Source organism: Mycetocola sp. Y171, from assembly GCF_056713165.1.
The window spans coordinates 1,483,899-1,508,263 of the sequence record NZ_JBWYGX010000001.1 but is presented as its reverse complement, the minus strand read 5'-3'; the positions used below and the strand labels follow the sequence as shown (position 1 = coordinate 1,508,263).

The following is a 24,365-nucleotide window of genomic DNA, read 5'->3' as shown; positions in this document are numbered from 1 at the left end:
GGTCGACACCGCTGCTGGATAAGGTGTTTCCGTCGAGTGCGGGAGGTTCCAAATGAGCGAAACGATCGGTGTTCTCGGGCTGGGACGGATGGGACTTCCGATCGCCGAGCGACTCTTGGCCGACGGGTACAGCGTTCGGGTGTTCGACCTGGTCGATGCACGGATGAACCGAGCCGTGTCGGCTGGGGCGATCGCGTCCTCGGGGACCCGCGAGCTGGCATCCGTCGTCGACATTCTCGTGACCGTGTTGCCCGGTCCGCGGGAGTTCGAGACGGTGATGCTCGGACCGGATGCCGCGATCGCGGCGATGCGACCCGGATCGTGCTGGCTGGATCTGACGAGCAACGATCCCCGGGTGGCGGGCGAAGCGGCGCGGCAGGCCACCGATCGCGGGGTGCTGAGCGCCGGGGCGCCGATGGGTGGCGGGATTGCCGAAGCCACTGCCGGCACGCTCGGCTTCTACTTCGGTGGGACGGACGAGGCATTCGCCCGGGTCGAGCCGCTGCTCGCGACGCTCGGGGATGCCAGTCGGCTCTCACGAGTTGGGACCACCGTCGACGCCGGCTACACCGCGAAGCTGCTGGCCAACCTGCTGTGGTTCGGGCAGGCCGTCGCCGTGTCTGAGGCGCTTCTGCTCGGCAAGGCACTCAACCTCGACGTCGGCACGCTGCGTGCCGTGCTCGGGAACAGTCCGGGCGGCAGCGCGTTCATCGACCACCACCTCGACGCGCTCCTGGCCGGGGACTACCTCGAATCGTTCGGAATCGACCGGGTGGTCGAGGAACTCGACACCCTCACCGACCTCGCCGGTAGCACGGAGACGCCGTTCCAGTTGTCGAATCTAGTTGCGCGGATGCATCGGGAGGCGCTGGAGCGGTTCGGCCCGGTGGACGGGGAGTTGCTTGCGGCGAAGCTGCTGGAGGAGCGGGCGGGGACGCGGTTGCGTGTGGAGGGGGCGGAGTAGAGGGCCTCGGGGTGCCTTGATCTCGACGGGCTCGATCAGCGGGGCGGGCTCGATCAGCGGGGCGGGGCAGGCCTTGATCTCGACAAGCTCGATCAGCGGGGCGGGCTCGATCAGCGGGGCGGGCTCGATCAGCGGGGCGGGGCAGGCCTTGATCTCGACAGGCTCGATCAGCGGGGTTGGGCGAGCCTTGATCTCGACAGGCTCGATCAGCGGGGTTGGGCGGAGCGGATCCTCGACCATTGTGCAATCGTTCATGCATGATTCTCTTCGCCATCGCGCTTGGTTCCTTGCTGGTGCTCATCGGCACGGTGTTCCAGATGGTGATCGCGCTCCAAAACGGCATCCGGTCTCTCGAGGATTCCCAATCGGACCTCAACCGTGTCGTGCGCGGACGCGGGCCCAAATATCGGGAAGTGGCACGCTGGCGACTACGCAAACGACGGACGCTCCTGAAGCAACACATCCGGGAATCGGGCGACCCGCTCACGCCTGCCGAAAAGTGGACCTCAGATTCGTTCGACCGCCAGGCGTTCGGGTGGGGGTTCCTGGTCGTGGGCTCGCTGATCGCGTTCATCGCCTCCACCGTGGAATGGGCGCACACCCTCGGGTCTTGATCTCGACAAGCTCGATCAGCGGGAGGGGCGCTACGGCAATGCGACGAGAAGCGCGACAGCACCAACGACCGACAGGACCGTTCGCACGTGGTTCCACGGAATCCACACACGCTCGAACCGCGGCCAGAACGCTTCACGGCCGGCGCCCGCCGCAGCCAGCCGCCGGTTGAGCGGCACGTTCACGACGATCGTCGACACCACGGCGGCGAGATACAGAGCGGCACCGACGATTCGCAGGGCTGAGTCCGGCTCAGGGTCCGCCACCGTGGTGACGATAGTGACGACCGATGCGACCGCAGTCACCAGGAACACTCCGGTGAACGGGACGCGCTCCGCTTTCTCGTTGATCACGACCATGGCGGCGCTTGCCTCGGCCGGCGGTCGGCTCCGGAGCGCCGGCATCACGACCGCCGAGAACGCGAGGAGAAAACCACCGGTCACCGCCGAGCCGACGCCCGCGACCAGCGGAATCCACGGGGTCATCGCGCGCCCACAGCGACGACCGAATCCCAAATTCCTGTCGCGGCGGCGCGAGCGGCATAGTCGGTGAAGTCGGTGGGTTCCCGGCCCAGTGCCGCCCGCAAATCAGGGGTGAGCGAGGCGTTGCGACCGTCAAAGATCTCGGTGATGAGTTCAGCGAGCGGAAACGCATCCTCGGCGGGAACGCCGTCGTTGCCCAGGTCGGCGACGAACTCCTCAGGAGAGCACTGCTCGAATTCGATCCTGCGGCCCGTCGTGGCCGCGAGCTCAGCCGCCACCTCAGGGAGGGTGAGCAGTCTCGGCCCCGTGAGTTCAAGCATCCGATTCACGTGATCGTCGCCGGTGAACGCGTCGGCGGCAACGACAGCGAGGTCATCGAGGTCGAGGAACGGCTCCGGGATGCCGGGGTCGGCCGGCAGCATCAGCCTGCCCCGGCGCACCGGTGCGAGCAGGAAGTGTTCACTGAAGTTCTGCGCAAACCAGGAGCAGCGCAGGATCGTCCACTCGAGTCCGGCCGATCGCACGACGTCTTCGGCCGCGCGCGCTCCGTCTTCGCCTCGGCCAGAGAGCAACACGAGCCGCTCAACGCCGGCGTCAGCAGCAACGGCGGTGAAGCTTCTCATCAGTTCGGGCACGCCGGGGAAGGCCAGGTCAGGGCTGTAGCAGAGGTACGCCGCTTTCATCCCGTCGAGTGCGCCGGGCCAGGTGGAGGAATCGTTCCAGTCGAAGGGGATCTCGGCGCGGCGGGAACCGACCCGAAAGGGCACTGACCGCTCGGCGAGACGGCGGGTGATGCGGGCGCCGGTGCGACCGGTGCCGCCGGTGACGAGGACAGGGGAAAGTGGGTTCGTTGTGGTCATGGCCCGATCCTGCCCGCCTTGGAATGGACGTTGAATAACTTTCCGTCTCGCTTTCATACGCCATCGTCTAGACTCGCGCCATGGACCCGCTCACTCAGTTCTTCACCGAACCCCGCGCGCGTGACGCTTTCACCCTGCGGGTGGTGATGGCCCCGCCCTTCGCCATCGACGTGCGCGACGAGGCCGCCCTGACGCTGGTCGTGCCCGTGCACGGCGACTCCTGGCTCGTTCCGAGTTACGGCACACCTCAGCGCCTCAGCCCGGGGCAGATCGCAACCGTCCGCGGGCCGGAACCCTATCGCCTGAGCGACCGGCCCGACCGTGAACCCACGGTGATCATCGACGCCAACCAGGTATGCCGCACACCGGACGGCGACAACCTCGAGACGACGATGCGGCAGGGCGTGCGCACCTGGGGCAACGACCCAGCCGGCGAGACCGTTATGCTCATCGGCACCTACCCGAGTGAAGCAGCCGTGGGCCAGCTCGTGACATCCGCTTTGCCACCGATCGCCATCTTCGACGAACACGAAACGGATGCCACGCTCGTCGCGCTCCTGGAACGCGAACTCTCCGCATCCGACCTGGGGCAGGGAAGCGCACTCGACCGCCTGCTCGACCTCCTCCTCATGCAGGTCGTGCGCGCTTTCGGCCGCCGCTCCGATTCGCCGGTGGCCAGCTGGGTGGCCGGCTTCGGCGACCCGGTCGTCGCCCAGGCACTGTCGCTGCTGCATGACGAGCCCGCGACACCGTGGACCGTGGCCGAACTGGCCAACAGGGTGCACGTGTCACGCGCGAAGCTCGCAGCCCGCTTCAGCTCGCTGGTCGGGCAGCCGCCGATGGGCTACCTGACCAGCTGGCGTCTCGCCCTGGCGGCCGATCGGCTGGTCGGCAGCGATGCCACGACCGCGACCGTCGCCGCCGAGATCGGCTACAGCAGCGCATTCACGTTCAGCACGGCATTCTCGCGGGCGTACGGCATGAGCCCGACCGCCTACCGGCGTGGGCGCCGTGAGCGGCTGACGGCAGCAGAACCGTTGATCGAGTAGCGACCGAAGCGCAGCGGAGGCCGCGTATCGAGATCCATGTGCGGCGGGTCTCGATACGCTCCTTCGTCGCTACTCGACCAGCGGGGGTCGCTCGTGTTCTCAGCGGATGACGGCGATGTTGAAGTTCGGACTCCGGAGTGCCTGCATCAGGCCGGCGAACAGGAGGAAGTAATGCTCGGGTCCCCGAGCGGTCTCAATCCCTCCCAGGTCGATCTGCTGCTCTGCGGGCCAGCCGAGGTCTACGAGCAGGCCCGAGACGAGGGCCTTCGCATTCGCGTCATCGCCCGACAGGAAGACGGAGGTCGGCCCGCTCACGGCGTTGGGCGCAATGGTAAGCGTCCCTGCCAGCGTGTTGAGCGACTTGACGACTGACGTGCGCGGCAGAGCCTCCTGGAGCACGGCACCGAGACTTCCGTTGGGATACATCAGCTCGAAGCGCTCCGTCACCGCGTTGCCGATGTCGAGGAGAACGTGCCCGGCGAGCAGCTCGGCGTGCGAGGACAGCACCTCTGCAGCAACGGATGCCTGCAGCGCGCTGACAACGAGGTCGGAGCCCTCGACGGCCGATCGCACGTCACTGACGAACGGTGCGAGCTCCGGGTGGGATTCGGGGCTGCGTGACCCGAAGGTCACCGAATGACCGGCGGAGCGGAACCCCTCCGCGAGTGTGGTGGCCATGTGGCCGGTTCCGAGGATGGCGATGTGCATGAGAAACCCTTCTTGGAGTGGGTCGTTCGGATTCGAACGACTTCATGATCGGTATAACTCGTTCCAATTCGAATTATTCCGGGCTTCGCCAAATTGGTTCGAAGTGGAACCATCTATGCTGATCAGATGCCACAGGAACTCGCCAAAGGGGAACTCGACGCGTACTTCGCGCTCGTGGTCGCCGGGGACCTCGTCCAACGCGCCATCACCTCCCAGCTCGCCGAGCATCAGCTGACTCCGGTGCAGTTCTCGATCCTGGCGCAGCTCCTCGAAGCGCCGGACGGCGTCCGGATGCGGGACCTGGCCTCCGCTCTCGTTCACTCACGTAGCGGCCTGACCTACCAGGTCACGCAGCTGGAAAAAGCCGGCCTTGTGTCGCGCGTGGCATCCGCCGACGACGAGCGAGGAGTGCTCGCCGTCCTCACCGAAGCCGGGAAGAAACGGGTCCGTGCGGCATTCCCTGGGCATGTGGCCCTTGTTCGCGAGAGCCTCTTCGACCTGCTTCCACCGGGCGGAGCGGACTCGCTTCGGGAGCTACTGGAACCCGTCATCTCGAAACTTCGCGCTGACCGCAGCTGACGCCGTCGACGCGCTCGATGACATCCGACGGTGTGGGCGGGTCGAGTCACCAAAAGTTCACGTGGCGGTTCTCGACCAGCCACGTCGCCACCGGCACTCTTGTGGTGTGACCAATGCAACGCAGCATCCGGACGATTCGGAGAACCCCGCGCCGAAGCGGACCCGCCGGGTGTCGCGGTACACCATCGCCGTCGCGTTCATCTTCGTGGTGATGTTCGGGCTGGTTGCGGTTGTCGTGTTCGCATTGGTGCAGGACGGGGCGCTGCGGATGTGAGGTCGAGCGTGGCGTGATCTCGACAAGCTCGATCGACGGGGTTGGGCTCGATCGACGGGGTTGGGCTCGATCGACCGGGTTGGGCTCGATCGACGGGGTTAGCGAGGGCGCGGCGGGTCACCCGAACTGGCGGTCATGCGGGTCGACGGCGGGCGCTGCCGATACGGCAGACTCGGAAGCATGACGAACCCACCGCAGAGCCCATACGGACCAGCGGACCCCACCCGGCAGTACCCACCTCAGCCGCACGCCATGTTCCACCCACCGCAGGTGCCATACGGCTACACGGTCGTCGGGCCGACCCCACCGAAGCGCAGCAACGGTCCAGGACTCGCCGCCCTGATCATCAGCATCATCGCAGTCGTCATCGCGTTGGTCCCGTTCGTCAACTTCTTCGCGTTCCTGCTCGGCCCGGCCGGTGTCATCCTCGGAATCATCGGCCTGGTCCTCGCCGACCGCCCACGCCGGATGGCCGCGTGGGGCCTGATCCTCTCCGCCGCGTCGATGGTGCTCGCATTCATCCTGATCTTCGTCTACACCTTCGGCGCGATGTTCCTCTTCGGCAACGCCATCGATTACTCGACCCTCGACGCCCAGGGCGGCGAGTCCAGCCGATACACCTCCGAGCCGATCGTCCCGCTGGCGCTCGGCACCGTCGTCGACCTGACCGACGCCGACGGTGCGAGTGTTTTCGAGGCGACGGTGTCGGCATCCGTTCTCGATGCCAGCGACGTGATCACTGCAGACGGCGGCAGCGCCGAGGCTCCTGCCGGGATGAAGTGGGCGATGGCCACGGTCGACCTCACGGTTCTCGCGGCATCCAACCAGCCGTCGGAGCCGATCGCGGTCGACTACATCGCCGCCGACGGCGAGTACTACAGCGACCTCGACGCCTACGCAGTGCCGCCGGAACACGACCTCTCCCAATTGCAGCGCACGCTCGCCCTCGGCGAGAGCGGGACGGCATTCGTGATCGTCGCGATCCCGACAACGGATGCCACGGGCGGGCTGTGGTCGATCCAGTACGGCAGCGAACAAACCGGCACTGCGGAGTACTTCTTCGATCCGTCCTAGGGCGGATACTTCGGTGGACTCCCCCTCGACGTTCGCGGAACTGTGGAGGACACTCAAGTCATGACCAACCCACCGGAGAGCCCGTACGGACCGGCGGACGCCACACCCCAGCAGCCGCCGGAGTCGACGCCGCAGCCACCTGAGGCGACGCCGCCGCCGAACCCGACGGAGCAGTACCCGACCGAGCAACTGCCGCCGGAGTACCCGACCGAGCAGTTGCCGCCGCCGTATCCGCCGCCTCCCCCGTCGTATCCGACGAACTACCCGACGCAGCAGTATCCACCGCAGCCTCCGCCCCCGCAGCAACCACCGACGTACAACGCGGCGGACTTCTACCCGCCGCAACCGCAGCCGCCGTACGGCTACACCCTCGCCGGTCAGACCCCGCCGAAACGGACCAACGGCGCGGGCCTCGCCGCCCTCATCCTCGGGATCTGCGGAATCGTCATCGCGTTCATCCCGTTCGTCAACTTCGGCGCGTTCCTCGTCGGGGTCGCCGGCGTGATCCTCGGCATCGTCGGCCTGGCGCTCGTCGACCGGCCACGGCGGATGGCGGCGTGGGGCACCATCCTCTCCGCGCTCTCGCTCGTGATCGCGTTCGTGATGGTCTTCGTCTACACCTTCGGCTTCATCTTCGCCGTCTCCGGCGCCGTCGACGAAGCCACGCGGAACTCCCCGCAACCGACAGACGTCTCCGAGCAGCCGGCGCCGTCACCGACCGACACCGTCGTCGACGTCCACCCGCTCGGCACGGTCGTCGATCTGACCGACGAGTCCGGCGACCCGGTCTACGCGGCGACGATCTCGACATCCGTTCTGGACGCCACCGACGAGGTCTCGGCGATCGAATTGAATCCGGATGCCCCGGCCGGGATGCAGTGGGCGATGGTCACCGTCGAGCTCACCTCCCTCGCCGACACCACCGTCGCGCCGGCCATCGACGTCACGGTCGAGTACGTCACGCCTGACGGAGACTCCTTCACCCGGTTCGACGCGTTCGCGCTGGCGCCGGAACCGACCCTCGACGTGCTGTTCGAGCTCGATCCGGACGAGAGCGGGACGGGCAACGTCGTGATCGCGATTCCGACCGATGACCCGTCCGGTGGGTACTGGGCACTGAAGTACGGGAGTTCGTTCGGCGGTGGGGAGCGGTTCTACTTCGAGGTGGAGTAGAACACGCCGCTGCCGCGAGCGATGAAAACGTATCGGGACCCCGCGAGGTGGGGTCCCGGTGCGGTCGGGAGCGGCCTACTCGACGAGCGTGGTGGCCCGCACCCGCGGCCGCCGCCTCGTCAGCGCCACCCCGACGAGACAGAGGATGCCGCCGACGATCGCAATGAGCGCCGGGAGTTCGCCGAGGAACAGCATCCCCATGAGGATCGCGAGCGGCGGCACGATGTAGGTCGAGATCGTCAGCTGCCCCGCCGGCACGCGTGACAGGGCATAAGCCCAGGTGCTGAACGCGATCGCGGTCGGGACGGCTCCGAGGTAGACGACGCCGAGGATCGACGGCAGCGGTGCGGTCTGCACGTCGGCGATGAGCTGTCCGGTGAACGGCAGGCAGGTGATCGTGCCGATCGCGCAGCCGAGCCAGGTCACCTGCCCGGCGGGCAACCGCTTGAGCGCGGGTTTCTGGAACAGCACACCTGCGGCGTAGGTGAGGGCCGCCAGCAGTGCCCACAGCACCGCGATCGGATCGAGTGCGCCCGTGGCATCCCGCGCCCCGATTCCGATCAGGATCACGCCGATGAAAGCGACGCCTGCACCGATGGCGAGCCACTTCGGCAGGCCCTCGCCGAGGAACAGCCCGGCACCCAGCGCGACGAGGATCGGCGCGAGGTTGACGATCATGGCGGTGGTGCCCGCATCCAGCGTCTGTTCCGCCGTGTTGAGGGCGATGTTGTACGCGCCGAACCAGGCGACGCCGAAACCGAGGATGAGCAGCCATTCGCGGCCGGTGGGTTTCACCCAGCGGCGTCCGATGAGCAGGAGTCCGAGCAGCGCCGTGCCGACCAGAAGCCGGAGGAGCGACAGGGCACCCGGCGAGAAGTCGGGGCCGACACCTCGGATGACGATGAACGCACTCGCCCAGGCCAGCAGCGTCACCGCGATCGCGACGAGGACCAGCGGGCTCAACGTCGTCGGTCGGGTGGGCGCTGCGGTGGAAGTTGACACGCCTCCAGAGTAGGGGCGGCGTCCGACGCTCCGACCGGTCGGGCCGCGATGTGGCGGAGACCTGCCGGAGGTTGGCCGAGATGGGCGGATGCCGCCTCGTCGATCGAGCTTGTCGAGATCACGGGACGGCCGGAATAGCGCAGGATGGTCGCCTTGATCTCGACAAGCTCGATCAGCGGCCTCATGAGGACAAGACCTGACCGGATGCATGCCTACGCTCGGGACCACAGACCGTTTCGGAAGGAGCCCGCGATGAACATCCGCCCATTCACGATCGAGGTGCCGCAGCAGGATCTCGACGACCTCGCCGACCGGCTCAGCCGCACCCGCTGGCCGAACGACGCCACCCCGAGCGGCTGGCTGCGCGGTGTCGAGCTCGGCTACCTGCAGGGCCTTGCCGAGTACTGGCGCACCGAATACGACTGGCCGGCCGCGCAGGCGAACCTCAACCGTTTCGACCATTTCATCGCGGACATCCAGGGCCTCGGCATCCACTTCATCCACCAGAAATCGGGCCGTCCGGATGCTGTTCCGATCGTGCTGATCCACGGCTGGGCGGACTCGTTCTACCGGTTCATCCACCTGATCGAGCGGCTGACCGGCGGCGAGGGTCCGGCGTTCGACGTGGTCGTGCCGTCGCTGCCCGGGTTCGCGTTCTCCGATCAGCGCGCGGCCGGCACCGGCGAGCAGGATGCCGACTTCGCCGCCGAGGTCGTCTCCGAACTGATGGAGGGGCTCGGCTACGACCGCTACGTCGTACACGGCGGCGACTGGGGCAGCTCCATCGGCCAGGAAGTCGCCCGCGCCCATCCCGACCGCGTGATCGGGTTGCACCTCACCGACGTACCGTTCGCGAACATGTACCTCCTCGACGCGAACGAGACCACGGACGCCGAGAAGGAGTTCGTGGCATCCGTCGAGAAATGGGGCGAGACGTCCGCTGGATACGTCACCATCCAGTCGACCCGCCCGCTGACTCTCGCCTACGGTCTGAGCGACTCCCCCGTCGGACTCGCCGCCTGGCTGATCGACCACTTCGAGCTGTACTCCGAGACGCGCATCGGCAACGACGACCTGCTGACCAACGTGATGCTCTACTGGCTGCGCAACAGCATCCGCTCGTCGATGCGGTATTACAACGAGGGTATGGGTGACTGGTCGGATGCCGACGGGTCGGCCTCGTGGGGCGACACGGGTGCGGACTGGTTCGGCGACACCGGGGCTGCTGCCGGCGAGGGTGCCGCGGGCAGCGGCGAGTGGACGGCGGATGCCGGCGGCTGGTCGATGAAGATCGACGTACCGACCGCGATCGCGGTGTTCCCGAAGGACATCACCAACCCACCGCAGGAGTATGCGGAGCGATTCTTCGATGTGAGGCGGTTCACGCAGCAGGAGCACGGCGGGCATTTCGCGGCGCTGGAGGTGCCGGACCTTGTGGCGGCGGACATCCGCGAGTTTGTTGCGGGCCTGAAGTAGACCCGTCCCGCTGGCTGAAGCGAAGCGAAGCCGGACTTCGGGCGGAAATTCCGGGGGTCTATCGTCCATACGTGGACGGACCCCCGGATTTTCCTCCCCGAAACCGACCTGCCGGGCAGCGCGGTCGCCTTGATCTCGACAGGCTCGATCAGCGCGTGGGATGGATCAGCGGCGGAGGCGCAGATCCTGCCGCGAGCGGCGCCGCCTCCAGAGCATCAGGCTCAAGCCCGCCAGGAGTGCTGCCAGCGCTCCGAGCCCCAGTGCACCTACCGGTCCAGCAGACGTGCCCGTGTCAGCGAGATCATCAGCACCCGAGCCGGCCGGTGAACCGATCGGCGATGACCCACCGGGAGTCCCGGCCGGATCCTCGCCGTTGCCACCACCGCCCCCAGGCGGCGTCGTGGGCTCCTCCGGCTCCTCGATCACCGCGGCCGGGATCACCGTGAACAGGCGCACGTCGGAGTAGTCGACCGCACCGTGCGGGTCAGCCGTCCGCACATACCAGCCGTGCTCTCCAAGCTCCTCGAGCGGCCAGGTCGCGGTCAGAACGGACCCGCTCGGCACATCCGCGAACCCGGCGATCTCGTTCGCCGTCAGGATCTCGGCGCTGAAGGCATCCGTCGCCAGCGTCTTCGTCGCCGGGGCGATGCCGAGGTCCGCATACGAGACCTCGAACTCCTGGTACAGGTACGGGTCTTCAACCGGCCCGAGCAGACTCGCCTCATCGGAGTTGTACTTGTCGAGTGACGGCGAGTACGTGCGCACGAGCATCTGCCCGGTCTCGTTGTCGAAGTGCAGCAGTCGCAGGAAGCCCTGCCCGCCCTCCGGTAGTCCCTGGTAGTCGAACAGCATCGACTGCACCTTGCGGTCGTTGACGCCGTCACCATCGTCGTCGAACTCATCGACCCGGGTGAACGCGTCGTGGTAGTGCCCGGAGAACACCATCTTCACGTTCGGGTTGGTCGCGACGACCTCGTCCATGATGCGCTGCGGCATGGCGCCGAGCCCACCGGTGGTGAGCATGAACTCGTGCTGGTTGATAATGGCGATGCGCTCGGGGTGAGCCGCGAGCACCTCGTTCATCCAGTCGATCTCAGCGTCGCCTGGACCCCAGCCCATGTAGACCATGATGAAGTCGATTCCACCGGCGGTCATCAGGTCGTAGTGTCCGCGGTTGTTCTCGTAACTTCCGCCGTACCAGGGGTTCGCGGCGAACCTCTCCTCACCGAAGTACTGACCGAAGTAGGTGTAGTCGACCTCCTTGTGGCCGACGTCATGGTTTCCGGCGAGCACGCCATACGGCAGCCCGGCGTCGTCGAACCGCTGGTACTGCGGGTCGGCGTTCTCCCACTGGTACGGCTGCAGGTGGTTGTCGACGACGTCCCCGGTGTGGAAGACGTACTGCAGGTTGAGTTCCTCGCGGCGCTCGAGCAGGTAGTCGTGGATCGCGACCTGGTGGTCGTAATACTGCGCGTTGTAGTACTGCGTGTCCGACTCCCACGCGAGCGTGAAGTCGTACTTCGACCGCGGTACGTCCCCCGCGTTGTGCGGGGTGACCGCTGAGTCGCGCTCGGTCTGGTCGGCCGCAGCGAAACCTTCGGAGTGCTGCACCAGGATGCTGACCTTTCCGTCAGCTGCGTGGGCTCCGGCCTCCACGACACCGGAGAGCGTGAACGCCTCGTCGTCGGTGGTCGTCAGGTGGCGGGTCACCTCGGTCCAGGATGCTCCGTCTGCGGTGAGCGCGTAGAGGATCACCTGCGCGTTCGCGTTCGCGGTTCCCGCCCACGAGACCCGCACGAGAGCGTCAGCACCGGCATCCGCAGGCACGTCCACATCGAACAGCTGGTACGGGAACTCGTCGTCCGAGCTGATCTCAGTGGCGACACCGTCGACGGTCTCGAGTGCTGCGACATCGGTGGATTTCAGGGCGATCGGCTGCTCGCGGTCGGTGGCCGCGGCATCCTGTGTCGTTCCGGACTGCGTTTCGACGTCGCCGTCTTCGAGGTCGAGCCGGTAGCCCTCGCGGAACGAGACGTCGAGGATGTCTCCGGTCGGGTCGTCGACCTGCGCAGACAGGCTCACGTCGCCGGCTTCGACCTCGCTGCCTTCGGTGGGGCTGATCGCTCCACCGGTGGGCTGCTCCTCGAACGTGGTGAACGTCGCCTCGAACCGGGTGATGTTCCCGACCTTGTCTGTCGATTCGATCACCACCGCGTGTTGGCCGGCGTTGAGGGTCAGAGACGAGGTCGTGTACGGCAGGGTGATCGGCATGCCGTCGAGGGTGGCCGTGTACGAGCCAACCCCTGAACCGGCGTCGGTGATCTCGGCCTCGATGCGGATCTCGCCCTGGTATGGCGTGCCGTCCACGATCGAGGAGGTGACCTCGGGGGCGGTGTTGTCGACGATCACCGTACGGCTGAGGCTGTCGATGCCGTCGGTCGCCGAGACGACGTGGGTGCCGTCGGTGGTGGCGGTCGTGTCCCAGACCGTCGCCTCACCGTTGAAGGCATCCGCGGGCAGGGCGAACCGGGCGTCGTAGAAGTCGAGCTTGCCTGCGCTGTCGCCCATGTTGAGGGTGAGCGCCGGGTCGTCGTACCCGACCGGCGTGAGAGTGCGGCCGTCCGGGAGGACGAGTCGCATGCCCTTGACCTGGAAGTCGTCGTTGTTCTCATTGGGGTCGATCTCGGGTGCGGCCTTCGTGCCGGCCCAGATGCTCACGACGAGTTCGTCGCCCTCGACGACGTAGTCGAGCGGCACGGGAGTGACGATCGTCTCGAAGCCGGTGGGCAGTCCGTCGTCGAAGATGCGCAAAACGTCTTCTCCGATACGCACGCCGTTCTGGAAGAACGTGTTGACGCCGCCGGCCTCGAAAACGAAGGTCGGCGCGCTCTCGAGGCTCGGAGCCGAATCGACCGGGTCACCGTCGATGCTCAACTCGAGCTCGCTCGGGTAGTCGTCACCGGCCGCGAGGACAGTGGACTCGCCGCCGAGGTACTGGCCCTCTGTCACGTTGAGGCGGATCGGGTCCGTGTTCGCACCGTTCACCGGCACGCGCCGGGTCTCGGTGGTGGTCGTGTTCGATCCGTCGCGTGCGGTGACGGTGTACTCGTACCATTTCTTGCCGATGAGGTCGGCGGCGTTCACGACGTGTCGGTACAGGCCGTCGGTCCCGGCGACGAGATTCACCGAACGGATGCCGTCGTCGACGTTGTTCGCGAGGTCCAGTTCCAGCGTGCGCACCTGGACGTCGTCGGTCGCGCGCAGTTCGATGGTGAAGTCTGCGGCCGGGTCGATGGTCGCGGCGGTGAGGTCTTCGACGACCGGGCCGGTGGTGTCGACCGGGTCGATCATCAGGCCGGCAGGAACCTGGTCCTCCTGAATCGTTCCGGGCGTGGAGGAAGTGATGCCGAGCATCCGCTGCAGTCCGAGGTCCTCAGGGGTGACGGCATACCGGATGCCCTGGTCGGCGACGGAATCATCCGTCGCGCCCATGTTGAAGTAGGCGCGGTTGACGCTGAAGCCGGTGTTGGTGAGGATCTCGATGCCACGCGGTGCGGCGTTTGCCATTCCTGCGGAGTAGATCTCGACGAGGTTCTTCCCCAGCTCGAGGTTCGTGCCGAACTGCGCGTTGAATGCGTCGGCACCCAGGGCGTCGTTCGGTCCGTTCTTGATCCAGAACACGAGGGTCTTGCCCGGTTCGACCACGGCGTCTGTGGGCTGTGACGGCCAGAGCACTTCGTTGCTGTTGCTCGTCATGTCGATCGGGTAGAGGTAGTTGACCGTGTAGTCGGCGAAGTCGATCGGCTTGCTCGTCGCGTTGTAGAGCTCGATGAATTCGAAACCGTCCGCGGCTCCGACGTTGGTCGAGTCCGGGAGCAGTTCGGTGATCTGCAGCCGGGCCGTGGTGAGTGCCGGGTCGGGCTTGGGGTTCCAACCGGGAGTCGGCTCGGGTTCCGGAGCGGTGAGCGCCTCGTCCTTCACGACGCCGGGTGTGGCCGCCGCCGATTCGAGGAGGGTCAGGCCGTTCTCGGCGATGTCTCCTGGGATGCGGAAGTGCGCGGTGGTCGTCGTCGAGACCGAGCCGGCCGGGTAGTGCGACCAGCTGACCGAATCGGCACCGGCATCCGTCGTCTGGACCACACGGATGCCGCGGGCTCCGCCGTTCGCCATCCCGTTCTGTCCCGTGATGCGAACGACCTGCGTGTCTGCCGGCACGCTCCACTCGGCGCGGAAGTCCGCCTCAGTGAAGGCGTAGGAGTCGACGTTGCCACTGGTGTAGCTGACCCAGTAGATCGCGGTTTCGCCGGCGCCGAGCACGAGGTTCTCCTCAGCAGTGAGCGGCACGTCGGAGGTCATGTCATCTGAGTTGACCGGACCATACGCGAAGCTGTAGCCGGCCGCGGCGAGGTCGATGTCGAGGTTCGTGGTGTTGTGCACTTCGAAGAACTCGAAGTTGTCGAACGAGACGTGGTCGGGCGCGATCTCGGTGACGATGAGCGGCCAGTTCGCGGCGGGGCCTGGCTCCGGCACGGGGTCGGGTTCGGGCACCGGGCGCACGAGCGCGGCGGGATCGACGACGCCCGGGCTCTTGACGGCGTTGGGTGCGAGCACGTCGAGGCCGAGGTCGGCGGGGTCCTCCGGCAGGCGGAAGTGCACGGCCTGGTCCTCACCCATCGACCCGGTCGGGTAGTGCGACCACGAGACGAGGCCGTCGGCGCCGAGGATGCGCACACCGCGGTCGCCTCCGTTTGCCATGCCGTTCTGCCCGGTGACGCGGACGACGCGCGTGGCGGCATCCGCCCCGACCGCCTCCTTGAAGCCCTCGATTGTGAACGCCGTGGAGTCGACGGCGCCGGTCGTGTAGCTCAGCCAGAACACGACGGTCTCGTCGGGCGCGATGGTCATCTCGCCGTCGACGGCGAGCGGGACGTCTCGAGCCCGGTCGTCGGAGTCGACGTAGGAGTAGGCGAAGGTGATGCCTGCCGCCGCGAGGTCGATGGCATCCGCCGTCGTGTTGTGCACCTCGAAGTACTCGAAGTTGTCGTTGCCCGGATTGTTGGCCACGATCTCGGTAATCACGAGCGGCGGGATGCCGGGAGCTGGGGCGGCGGATGCGGGCGTGGCAGCAAGCAGGCCCATGCCGAGCACCCACACAGTGGCTGTGGCAAGAGCTCCGCTGAACCGCCGAAGACGTGGCGTAGACACAGAGGTACCTTCGGTTCGATGGGGGAAGCGTTTCGAACCTATGGACCCGGGAGTACCGGGAGGTGAACGCGGGGTGTCTGGGTGGTGGGTGCGGGGTGTCGGGTCGGCCCACCGTGACTTCGGGAGGAAATTCCGGGAGTCGATCCACGTAGAGGAGATGGACCCCCGAACATTCCTCCCGAAACCCACTCGCGGATCGGGGCGGGTGCGCGCGGCCGCGGACGGGCACCGAAGCAACACTCAGCCAACCCCCCGTAAACTCAGGGAGTGACCCTCCACATCGCCATGATCAGCCTGCACACGTCGCCAGACGACGATCCAGGCACCGGCGACGTCGGCGGAATGAACGTCGCGGTCCGCTCAACGGCCCTCGCGCTCGCCGCGCAGGGCCACATCGTCGAGATCCTCACCCGCCGCACCGACCCCGACGGACCCGCCGCGCACGACCTTGCACCGGGCGTCACCCTCCGGCACCTCGACGCCGGGCCGGCCGAACGCCGCATCAAGGGCGACCACGAAGCGTACATCGCTGAGTTCGCCCAGTCGCTTCAGGCCTTGGGGCCGTACGACGTCGTGCACTCCCATCACTGGTTCTCCGGAGAAGCCGCGCTGGACTTCGCGCGCCGCCGCGCCATCCCGCATGTCCAGAGCTTCCACAGCATCGCGGCCGACCCGTCCACGCCGCTGTCCGACGGCGAACGCCCCGAATCCCCCGGACGGATGCTCGGCGAAGCGCACCTGGCACAGGCCTCAGACGCGGTCATCGCCGTGAGCGCCGCCGAGCGCGACACCGTGATCACCCGGCTCGGTGCCTCCCCCGCGCACGTTGTCGTCGTCACCCCGGGTGTCGACGCGGACCTCTTCGCCCCCGCCGTCGCGCCGGCCGCCCACCCCGGTTACATCGTCGCGGCCGCCCGCCTCGAACCGCTCAAGGGCCTCGACCTCGCCATTGAAGCGATCGCGGCGCTGCCCGACGGCTTCCGCCCTGAGCTCGTCATCGCCGGCGGACCCACCACCGGTCACGACGAATACCCCGCCGACCTCTGTGAGCACGCCCGCGCGCACGGGCTGGCCGACGGCATCCGTTTTCTCGGTCCGCAGTCGCGTGAGGACCTCGCCGAGTTGCTCCGTGGCGCCCGGATGCTCGTCGTCCCGTCGCACTCCGAAACCTACGGGCTTGTCGCGCTCGAGGCCGCTGCCAGCGGCATCCCGGTCGTGGCGACCGCATCCGGTGGCCTGATCGAGGCCGTCGAGAACGGTGTCACCGGACTGCTCGTCGACTCCCGTGATCCCGCTGCGTGGACGGATGCCGTCCGCCGCCTGCTCGAGGACGACACGCTGTCCGCCCGTCTCGGCACCGCCGGGCGCACTCGCGCCGAACACTTCACTTGGGACCGCACCGCCGCGGCCACCGCCGATGTCTACACCCGACTGCTCACCCACCGAACGGACATCGCTTCGTGACCGACCTCTTCCCGACGCCCGGCATTCTCGACGGCGTCAGCTCAGTGCTGTTCGCCCATGCGCACCCCGACGACGAGACGCTCGCGTCCGGTGGGCTCATCGCCGAACTCGTCGCGCGCGGGGTGCGGGTGACGCTGCTGACGGCTTCCCGTGGCGAACGCGGCGAGATCGTGGCCGATGCGTTGCCCGCTGACACCGATGCGGATGCCCTGACGCGCGCCCGCGAGGACGAACTCGCCGGTGCTGTGGCTGCTCTCGGCATCTCCGCGCAGTACTGGCTCGGTGACGAGCCGGCGCGGGCGGCCGGTCGGCTGCCTCGGCGCTACCGGGACTCGGGCATGGAATGGATCCGGCCCGGGCTGGCCGGCCCCGCTGGCGATGCGGATGCCGACGCCCTCTCGGTCGCGCCCCTGGACGAGGTCGTCGACGACGTCGCCGCGCTGCTCGCCGTCGAACGACCGTCCCTCGTGATCAGCTACGACTCCGACGGCGGGTATGGCCACCCCGACCACGTGCGGATTCGGGAAGCGGCTGTGGCGGCATCCGTCGCGGCGGGGATTCCCTATGCGGAGCTGCTCGAAACGCCGACGGATGACGCGGAGTGGTTGTCGCTCACGACGCACCGCGCGGTGGTGACGGCGGCGTTGCGCTGCCACGCGAGCCAGCTGACGGTTGTCGGCGACCATGTGGTGCACTCAGGTGGACAGCGTGAGCCGATCGGCACCGATGTCGGGCTGCGGATCGTCGCCCCGTCGGATGTGCCGGTGATGTCGGTGCGCGCCCTGCGGGAGCTGCTCGACCAGCACTGAGTTTTGCGCGCACTTCGGCTTCGTGGTGCGCAAAACGACGCGAAGCGCACCGTTCGGGTCGATTTGCGCACTATGAACGGCGTGCCGGGTGCGGGACGCGAGGGGAAGCGGGGTCTCAATACGCTCGCGACGCGAGCTGCTCGACCAGCAGATGAGGATCAAGCCAATAACATGGTGGTCAGGAGGGAAATCCATTGACCACACAGCTTCCACCTCGCAGGAACGGCCGCGCGACCATCTCCGATGTCGCCGCGCTCGCTGGCGTGTCTCCTGGAGCCGTGTCAAAGGTCTTCAACGGCAACGGCAGGATCTCGGAAGCGACGAGTCAGCGGATTCGGGATGCCGCCCGCGAGCTCAATTGGACCCCGAATCCCGCAGCGATCGCACTGCGAACCTCCCGCGCACAGGCGATCGGCCTCGTCCTCAACAGCTCATCCGAGTTTCCGGATGTCGGCGCCGCCAGTGTCGGCCTCATCTCCGGGATCGAATCGATCCTCGCACCCCGCGAGTACGGCCTGCTGCTCAACGTCTTCATGGTGGGATCCCATGACGAGACGACGTTCTACCGCAACCTGGCCGAGCGCCAGCGCATGGACGGCGTCATCCTCACGAACTCTCGGATCGACGACGCGCGCTTCGATCTCATGCGTGAGGTCGGCCTCCCCGCCGTCCTCGTCGGCACACCGTGGAAGCCCGACGTCGTCGAGTTCATCGACTCCGACCCGCCCAACGCCGGCATCCCCGAGTCCGTCCAGCATCTGGTCGAGCTCGGTCACCGTAACATCGCGTACATTGGCGGACCGTCCGAATTCGTACTGCCGAACATCCGTCGAAGCGCCTTCGAGGACACCCTCACGGCTCTCGGCCTCGCACCGCACTCGGTCATCAGCACCGAATACTCGCCGGCTGCCGCCGCAGAGGAAACAGCTCAGCTCCTCGATCTGGCCCACCCTCCGACCGCGATCATGTACGGCACCGACAGCATGGCGATCGCCGGGATGCGCACCGGCCAAAGCCGCGGGCTCCGGGTACCCGAGGACCTCTCCGTCGTCGGTTACGAGGGAATGCAGGTCGGCGAATGGGTCGACCCGCAGCTCACCACTGTGCAGCGCTTCGCCGTACAACGTGGCCGAGCGGCAGCAGCGAAACTCATCCGACTGCTCGGCGAAACCGTGACCGAAGACGTGCCGCTCGAGAAACCAGTTCTCGTCGTGCGGGCATCCACCGGTCGGGCTCCGAAACGGTGAATCCGCCGGGACCTTGTCCCGACGGATTCACGCCTCAGTAGATGAACAGACTCACCACGTGAGCCGGACCAGACCCAGCTCGAGCACGGTGGGCAGGTCGACCATGATCCGGCCGTCTTCGCCCACACTCCACTCGGCTGAACGCACCGCGCCGTCATCGAGCACGGTGACCGACACGTCATCCAGGCGGATGCTTCGCCCGACCGCTTCCGAGACACGCGCCAGGTCGATGCCGGCGTGGAGCCCGTCGAGCGGCCAGACCTCCCGTTGCTGACCACGCATCGCCATCGGTCCGGTGAGGTTCGCGAAGACGACCGAGTAGCCGTCGTCACTCACCCAGGTCGCGCAGTCGATCAGCCCAGGGCCGGTGACCTCGACAGCCGGTTCATCACCCAGGCCCTCACGCACGGCATTGCCCAGCAGAGTGAGATGGTCTTCGAGAAGCACCTCGCCATACAGCTCCGCCGCGTTGAAGCCGAGCACCCTGACCTGCCCCCGGCCGACGGCGCCCCTGAAGACAGCAGGCGTGATCGCTTCCGATCGCGGGTACACCTCTTCCATCGGCAGGTCTGGGTGATCCGGCACGAAGCGCCAGTCGACGGTGATTCCTGGCGAGGTTTCGAACGTGGCCAGCCGGGTGCCGCCGATGATCCTCGTCGTTCCCTCGAGGCCCCCGTCGAGCCCACCGCCAGGGGTGGGGACGATGTAGTTGTTCTTGACGATGTCGTCGCGTCGCTCGACGAGCTCGACTCCGAGCAGGTCGGTCAGGAGCAGCGTCCCGTCCGGTGTCTGCGGGCCGGAGCCGATCACCAGCAGCGACCCTCCGTCTTCGACGAAGCTCCGAAGAGCGGATGCCGACTCCGCTGAGATCTCGTAGACCTCCGGCAGGATCACCAGTCGGGTCTCCGGAGACGAGAGACGGTGCTGGCTGCGGTCGTTCACGTACTCGAACGGGACGCGCAGCTCGACGAGGGCCTGGTAGATCCCGGCGCCGGCAGCCCGCACCCGCTCGGCGACGAGCGGCCCGTCGACATCCCAGACGCACACCTCGGCGGCCGGCCTGGAATCCTGCCAGAGGCGCGCCACATCGCGGTGCAGCCCGAAAGCCCGCTCGACAGCCGGAACCCAGCGGGGGTCGTGGATTCGTGCAGCGAACTTCGTGAACCAGGGGAAGGCGCCGTGGACGAATCCGTCGACGATCCAGCTGACGGTTTCTGCGGACGCATTGACCGAGTCCTTCCAGCGGTAGCCGTGCGACTCCGGGCCGACCGATGTGATCAGTCCGACGGGCTTGTCCGGGTAGATCGAACGGGTGCGCTTCGCATCCCGGCCGGCAGCCCACTGCGTCTCGCCTTCGTTCCTCGCCTGGTGGTCGACGAGGAAGAACGGAACGTGGTCGCGCGCAACCGAGTCGTCGAGCTCCCCTGCGGCGAACGACCCGAGGTTCGGGATGAAGCGAACGGATGGTTTCACGGCGCGGACCTGCTCGTCCCAGTGCGCGACGAGTTCGCTGAGCCGGTGGCGACGCCATCGATGGTAGGTGGCCCATGCGTCCGAGCCGGCGGCATCCGCCGATGTGGGCAGTTCGAGCCCGCTGGCCTCCCGGAACAGGCGCCTGGCGGTGTCTGTGTATGACGGACCGTGACCCTGCCAGCGGTTGGCGAAGATCGCGTCGACGTCGTACTCGGCTGCCACCTCACGGGCGACCTCCGTCGTGAACTCCCAGTTGTAGTCGCCGTATGCGTCTGTGACGTAGGTGCCCGGGTAGGCCCAGTGCTCGAAGTGCTCCCCGTCTTCGGTTCGCGCGATCCACTCGGGGTGCGCGTCGACGACATCCTGGTGCACGGCGTGCGGGTCGATCCGCGCCATCACCGACATCCCGCGCGAACGGGCCAGGTCGACGACCTCACCGAGGAGGTCACGGTCGCCGAGGTGCTTGCTCCGGTAGTGCAACGGGATCTTCGTCGGATAGAAGGCGATGTACCCACCGGCGCTGATGCAGATCGCCGTGGACGAGGTCCTGTCCATCACATCCGCCCACTCGGCGAGGTCAAAGGTCAGCGGGTCGTCTTCGACGAAGGTGAGCTGCGTCCATCTCTGCTCACCGTCGTACCAGTGTGCGGGCGTCGTTCGGCTTCTCGCCGTGGATGTGATGGTCATTTGATTCCCGTCGTGGCGATGCCCTTGATGATGTGTTTCTGCGCGAAGAGGAAGAACAGCAGGATCGGAACCAAGGAGACGAGCGACATGGCGAACATGATCCCGATTCCACTCTGGGTTTCGGTGTCGACCAGCGATTTGAGCGCCACAGGGACCGTATAGAGCTTCGTCTTCGTCAGGTACAGCAGGGGCCCGAAGTAGTCGTTCCAGGTCCAGATGAAGGTGAAGATCGTGGTCGTGATCAGCGCCGGCTGCATCAGCGGCAGGATGACCGACCAGAAGATCCGGAACGGCCCCGCGCCGTCGAGCATCGCTGCGTGGTCGAGCTCCCGCGGAATCGACCGGATGAACTGCACCATCAGGAAGATGAAGACAGCATCCGTCGCCAGGAACTTCGGTACGAGCAGCGGCGCGTAGGTGTTGATCCAGCCGATCTCGGCGAAGAGGATGTACTGCGGAATGATCAGCACGTGGAACGGCAGCATCATCGTCAGCAGAGCGAGGCCGAAGTACAGCTTGTTTCCGCGGAAGTTCAGCCGCGCCAGCGCGTACGCCGTCAGGGCGCAGGAGAAGAGGTTCCCCAGGATCGACCCGACGGCGACGACACCCGAGTTGATCAGGAACATCGTGAACGGCGTTCCGAGCGCATCCCAGCCGTCGGTGTAGTTGTCAGTCGTCAGCTCAGTGGGAAACAGCCCGGTCTGGGAGAGGATGAGGTTGCTCGGCTTGAACGAGCTGATCACCATCCAGAGCAGCGGATAGAGCATGAGCAACCCGAAGACGAGAAGGAAGACGTGCCGGATGGCGCGCTTCCCCCTGCCACTCGCGCGACGTGGTGCTCTGCTCTCGTCATCGAGCTCGATGTTGAGCGAATCGAGGGTCCCGTTTGTGATGGCCATTATTCGTCTCCGTAGTAGACCCAGCGCCGCGAGGCGAGGAAATTGGCGCCGGTCGCGAGGGCGATGACGATCAGAAGCACCCAGGCCATGGCAGCCGCGTACCCCATGTCGAAACTGCGGAAGCCTTCCTGGTAGATGTACAGGGTGTAGAAGAGCGTGGAGTCCAGCGGACCACCGGTCCCTCCGCTCACCACGTGGGCCTGGGTGAACGCCTGAAAGGCGCTGATCATCTGCAGGATCAGGTTCAGGAAGATGATCGGAGTGAGCAGCGGGATCGTGATCGACGTGAATCGGCGAACCCGGCCTGCGCCGTCCACTTCAGCGGCTTCCAGCAGCTCCTCGGGAATCTGGCGGAGACCAGCGAGGAAGATGACCATGGGTGAGCCGAACGTCCACACATTGAGGATGATCAGCGTCCACGGAGCGGTGTCCGGGTTCTGAAGCCAGCTGTCCGCCTCGATCCCGAAAAACGCGAGCAGGGTGTTGATCAGTCCGGCATCACCGAAGATCTGGCGCCAGAGGATCGCGATCGCGACGCTTCCGCCGAGCAGCGACGGGAGGTAGAAAGCGCTCCGGTAGAGCGAGAGTCCGCGCAGTCCCTTGTCGAGCAGGATTGCCAGGAAGAGCGCGAAGCCGAGCTGCAGCGGCACGGACACCACGACGTACAGCAGCGTGACCCGCACAGCGGCCCAGAACCGTTCGTCCTCCATCATCCGCGTGAAGTTGTCGAAACCGATGAACTCCGGCGCGGTGAGCAGGTCGTAGTTGGTGAACGCGAGAACGGCGGATGCGATCAGCGGGCCCGCTGTCACCAGGATCATGCCGAGCATCCACGGCAGGAGGAAGATGTGGGCGACCCAGCCCTGGCGTTCGTGCGACGCGCGGCGGCGGCGTCTGGGCTCCGGAGACGGAGGAGGTCCCGCCTCCGGAGCCACGTCGGTGTTGCGTTCGGTGAGGGCGGTCATCAGGCCTTCTCGATCTCCGAGTTGACGGCCTTCACGAAGTTCTTCGAGGCATCCTTCACCGAACGTTCGCCCAGCGTCACACCTTCGAGCTCACGCACGAGGATGTCGCGCCAGGTGCCTGACCCTGCCGGCGCCTCGGAGCGGGCCCGCTGCTCACGCTTCGCGATGTCGCGGGTGACGGCGATGACCTTCTGCTCGTCTGCGGATGCCGACTTCTCGTACGAGTCCAGGAGCTTCTGGCTGGGTGGGGCTCCCGCAGACAGGCCGACGAGCTTGAGAAGGTCGAGCGAGTTGAGGTTGAAGTTCATCAACTCGGCCGCTGCCGCCACGTGGTCGTCTTCGATTCCCGAGTACATGGCGAACCGGCTGTAGTAGGTGAAGTGGTATCCGGCCTCGGCATCCGCGAACGCCGGAAGGTCGCGCTGGTCGAACTCGTAGTCCGGGAACGCCGGAGCTTCGTCGACGATGTGGTTCGAGTTGGCGAAGCTGACGAGAATCTTGCTACCGGTGTCAGACCAGGCGGGCTGGATGCCGTCTTGCTCGCTGATGCTCGTGGTGGCGCCCGCCTTGCGGAGGTTCTCCCACCAGTTGATCCACTCGGCGACGCTCTCGGTACTGGCTCCGAGTTTGCCGTCCTTGGTCCAGAGGTCTTCACCCCGCTGGCGCAGGTAAGACTCGAACGGCATGTCATGGTACGCGCCGTAGGTGGTGCCCTTGCGACCGCCCGAGTTGTCCTTGGAGTAGTCGATGAGCAGTTCGGAGAGGCCTTCCCAGGTCAGCTTCTCGGGGATGGTGACGCCGTCCTCCTCGAGGAAGGTCTTGTTGTAGCGCAGAATCGGGCTGAACATCGACTTCGGCAGCGTGTTGAGTTCCCCGTCGAGCTTGAAGAGCTTGAGCTCGGCGTCGGTGAACGCGCTGAGGTCCAGCGCATCGACATCGTCGAGCGTGCGGTAGATGCCGGCGTCGCGATAGGTGAGCACCTGCGGAGACGGGATCCAGAACACCTCGGGCACATCGCGTGCCGCCATCTGGGTGGTCATCCGCTCCTGGTACGCGTCGTAGTCGCCGAACTCAGGCTCGACGGTGATCTTCGGGAATGACTTGCTGAAGCTCTCCAGCGACGCGATGTAGGCCTTCTGCCTGTCCACCCCGCCCCACCAGGCGAAACGGATCGTGCCCGCTGCGGTGGTTCCGCCTCCACCTGCGCCGGCGCCACCTGAGGTGCCCGGTGCGCATCCGGTGAGGGCCATCGCGCCGATGGAGAGCGCTCCGAGCCCGGCGAATGTCAGAAAGTTCCTGCGGTTGACGTCCTGCATGTTGTCCTTCTTTCGATACGGCTTTGTATGAACGATGTGGTGGTGCG

20 protein-coding genes are annotated in these 24,365 nt (G+C 66.5%); 11 read left to right on the top strand and 9 right to left on the bottom strand.

Annotated elements, in window-relative coordinates; translation table 11 throughout:
* The first annotated feature begins 52 nt into the window (after nucleotides 1-52).
* Together AC1M2K_RS07215 and AC1M2K_RS07210 are read left to right on the top strand one after the other, a co-directional pair.
* Nucleotides 53-964 (top strand): NAD(P)-dependent oxidoreductase, encoded by a 912-nt coding sequence (locus tag AC1M2K_RS07215; protein ID WP_480240428.1) that lies wholly within the window; start codon nucleotides 53-55, stop codon nucleotides 962-964.
* A gap of 257 nt (nucleotides 965-1,221) precedes the next feature.
* Nucleotides 1,222-1,578: a hypothetical protein gene (locus AC1M2K_RS07210; RefSeq protein WP_480240427.1), complete on the top strand. Its 357-nt coding sequence runs from the start codon at nucleotides 1,222-1,224 to the stop codon at nucleotides 1,576-1,578.
* A 30-nt stretch (nucleotides 1,579-1,608) separates the two neighbouring features.
* Here AC1M2K_RS07210 and AC1M2K_RS07205 read toward each other — a convergent pair whose 3' ends face one another.
* Both AC1M2K_RS07205 and AC1M2K_RS07200 read right to left on the bottom strand, forming a co-directional pair.
* The gene (locus AC1M2K_RS07205) at nucleotides 1,609-2,061 is read right to left on the bottom strand and encodes an anthrone oxygenase family protein (RefSeq protein ID WP_480240426.1); all 453 of its coding nucleotides are present in this window, start codon (nucleotides 2,059-2,061) and stop codon (nucleotides 1,609-1,611) included.
* Nucleotides 2,058-2,918 (bottom strand): Rossmann-fold NAD(P)-binding domain-containing protein, encoded by an 861-nt coding sequence (locus AC1M2K_RS07200; RefSeq protein WP_480240425.1) that lies wholly within the window; start codon nucleotides 2,916-2,918, stop codon nucleotides 2,058-2,060. Before AC1M2K_RS07200 ends, AC1M2K_RS07205 begins: the two co-directional genes overlap by 4 nt.
* A gap of 80 nt (nucleotides 2,919-2,998) precedes the next feature.
* Between AC1M2K_RS07200 and AC1M2K_RS07195 the strand changes: the two genes are divergently transcribed.
* A complete protein-coding gene (locus AC1M2K_RS07195; RefSeq protein WP_480240424.1) occupies nucleotides 2,999-3,967 on the top strand; it encodes an AraC family transcriptional regulator in 969 nt (322 codons plus the stop codon).
* A 99-nt stretch (nucleotides 3,968-4,066) separates the two neighbouring features.
* On the opposite strand, the gene AC1M2K_RS07190 is transcribed toward AC1M2K_RS07195, so the two are convergent.
* On the bottom strand, nucleotides 4,067-4,675 hold the full coding sequence (locus AC1M2K_RS07190) for an NADPH-dependent F420 reductase (protein WP_480240423.1): 609 nt from the start codon (nucleotides 4,673-4,675) through the stop codon (nucleotides 4,067-4,069).
* 126 nt (nucleotides 4,676-4,801) lie between these two features.
* On the opposite strand from AC1M2K_RS07190, the gene AC1M2K_RS07185 reads away from it, so the two are divergent.
* The 4 genes from AC1M2K_RS07185 to AC1M2K_RS07170 all read left to right on the top strand — a co-directional run bounded on the left by AC1M2K_RS07185 (nucleotide 4,802) and on the right by AC1M2K_RS07170 (nucleotide 7,775).
* Nucleotides 4,802-5,254 carry a MarR family winged helix-turn-helix transcriptional regulator gene (locus AC1M2K_RS07185; protein WP_480240422.1) on the top strand — a complete coding sequence of 151 codons (453 nt, stop codon included), beginning with the start codon at nucleotides 4,802-4,804 and terminating at the stop codon, nucleotides 5,252-5,254.
* A gap of 106 nt (nucleotides 5,255-5,360) precedes the next feature.
* Nucleotides 5,361-5,528 (top strand): hypothetical protein, encoded by a 168-nt coding sequence (locus tag AC1M2K_RS07180; protein ID WP_480240421.1) that lies wholly within the window; start codon nucleotides 5,361-5,363, stop codon nucleotides 5,526-5,528.
* Nucleotides 5,529-5,708: 180 nt separating this feature from the next.
* A complete protein-coding gene (locus AC1M2K_RS07175) occupies nucleotides 5,709-6,602 on the top strand; it encodes a hypothetical protein (RefSeq protein WP_480240420.1) in 894 nt (297 codons plus the stop codon).
* Nucleotides 6,603-6,662: 60 nt separating this feature from the next.
* Nucleotides 6,663-7,775, top strand: coding sequence for a hypothetical protein (locus tag AC1M2K_RS07170; RefSeq protein ID WP_480240419.1), 1,113 nt, complete (start codon nucleotides 6,663-6,665; stop codon nucleotides 7,773-7,775).
* Between the two features lie 75 nt (nucleotides 7,776-7,850).
* Here AC1M2K_RS07170 and AC1M2K_RS07165 read toward each other — a convergent pair whose 3' ends face one another.
* Complete coding sequence (locus tag AC1M2K_RS07165) at nucleotides 7,851-8,777, bottom strand: DMT family transporter (protein ID WP_480238721.1); 927 nt, start codon at nucleotides 8,775-8,777, stop codon at nucleotides 7,851-7,853.
* A gap of 252 nt (nucleotides 8,778-9,029) precedes the next feature.
* On the opposite strand from AC1M2K_RS07165, the gene AC1M2K_RS07160 reads away from it, so the two are divergent.
* Nucleotides 9,030-10,253, top strand: coding sequence for an epoxide hydrolase family protein (locus AC1M2K_RS07160; RefSeq protein ID WP_480240418.1), 1,224 nt, complete (start codon nucleotides 9,030-9,032; stop codon nucleotides 10,251-10,253).
* Between the two features lie 165 nt (nucleotides 10,254-10,418).
* Here AC1M2K_RS07160 and AC1M2K_RS07155 read toward each other — a convergent pair whose 3' ends face one another.
* On the bottom strand, nucleotides 10,419-15,458 hold the full coding sequence (locus tag AC1M2K_RS07155; RefSeq protein WP_480240417.1) for a lamin tail domain-containing protein: 5,040 nt from the start codon (nucleotides 15,456-15,458) through the stop codon (nucleotides 10,419-10,421).
* A gap of 267 nt (nucleotides 15,459-15,725) precedes the next feature.
* Here AC1M2K_RS07155 and AC1M2K_RS07150 point away from each other — a divergent pair, with 267 nt between their 5' ends.
* The 3 genes from AC1M2K_RS07150 (at nucleotide 15,726) to AC1M2K_RS07140 (ending at nucleotide 18,978) form a co-directional block, all read left to right on the top strand.
* The gene (locus AC1M2K_RS07150) at nucleotides 15,726-16,922 is read left to right on the top strand and encodes a glycosyltransferase (RefSeq protein WP_480240416.1); all 1,197 of its coding nucleotides are present in this window, start codon (nucleotides 15,726-15,728) and stop codon (nucleotides 16,920-16,922) included.
* Nucleotides 16,919-17,731, top strand: a complete 813-nt coding sequence (locus tag AC1M2K_RS07145; protein WP_480240415.1) for a PIG-L family deacetylase — start codon at nucleotides 16,919-16,921, stop codon at nucleotides 17,729-17,731. The genes AC1M2K_RS07150 and AC1M2K_RS07145 overlap by 4 nt, the downstream gene beginning before the upstream one ends.
* A 194-nt stretch (nucleotides 17,732-17,925) precedes the next feature.
* A complete protein-coding gene (locus AC1M2K_RS07140; RefSeq protein ID WP_480240414.1) occupies nucleotides 17,926-18,978 on the top strand; it encodes a LacI family DNA-binding transcriptional regulator in 1,053 nt (350 codons plus the stop codon).
* Between the two features lie 51 nt (nucleotides 18,979-19,029).
* Here AC1M2K_RS07140 and AC1M2K_RS07135 read toward each other — a convergent pair whose 3' ends face one another.
* The 4 genes from AC1M2K_RS07135 to AC1M2K_RS07120 are packed head-to-tail and all read right to left on the bottom strand — an operon-like array spanning nucleotide 19,030 to nucleotide 24,318.
* Nucleotides 19,030-21,138 (bottom strand): alpha-amylase family protein, encoded by a 2,109-nt coding sequence (locus AC1M2K_RS07135; RefSeq protein WP_480240413.1) that lies wholly within the window; start codon nucleotides 21,136-21,138, stop codon nucleotides 19,030-19,032.
* Nucleotides 21,135-22,037, bottom strand: coding sequence for a carbohydrate ABC transporter permease (locus AC1M2K_RS07130; RefSeq protein WP_480240412.1), 903 nt, complete (start codon nucleotides 22,035-22,037; stop codon nucleotides 21,135-21,137). The genes AC1M2K_RS07135 and AC1M2K_RS07130 overlap by 4 nt, the downstream gene beginning before the upstream one ends.
* Entirely contained in the window at nucleotides 22,037-23,002 is a 966-nt protein-coding gene (locus AC1M2K_RS07125; RefSeq protein WP_480240411.1) for a carbohydrate ABC transporter permease, read from the bottom strand. The genes AC1M2K_RS07130 and AC1M2K_RS07125 overlap by 1 nt, the downstream gene beginning before the upstream one ends.
* Nucleotides 23,002-24,318: an ABC transporter substrate-binding protein gene (locus AC1M2K_RS07120; RefSeq protein ID WP_480240410.1), complete on the bottom strand. Its 1,317-nt coding sequence runs from the start codon at nucleotides 24,316-24,318 to the stop codon at nucleotides 23,002-23,004. Before AC1M2K_RS07120 ends, AC1M2K_RS07125 begins: the two co-directional genes overlap by 1 nt.
* Nucleotides 24,319-24,365: the final 47 nt, after the last annotated feature.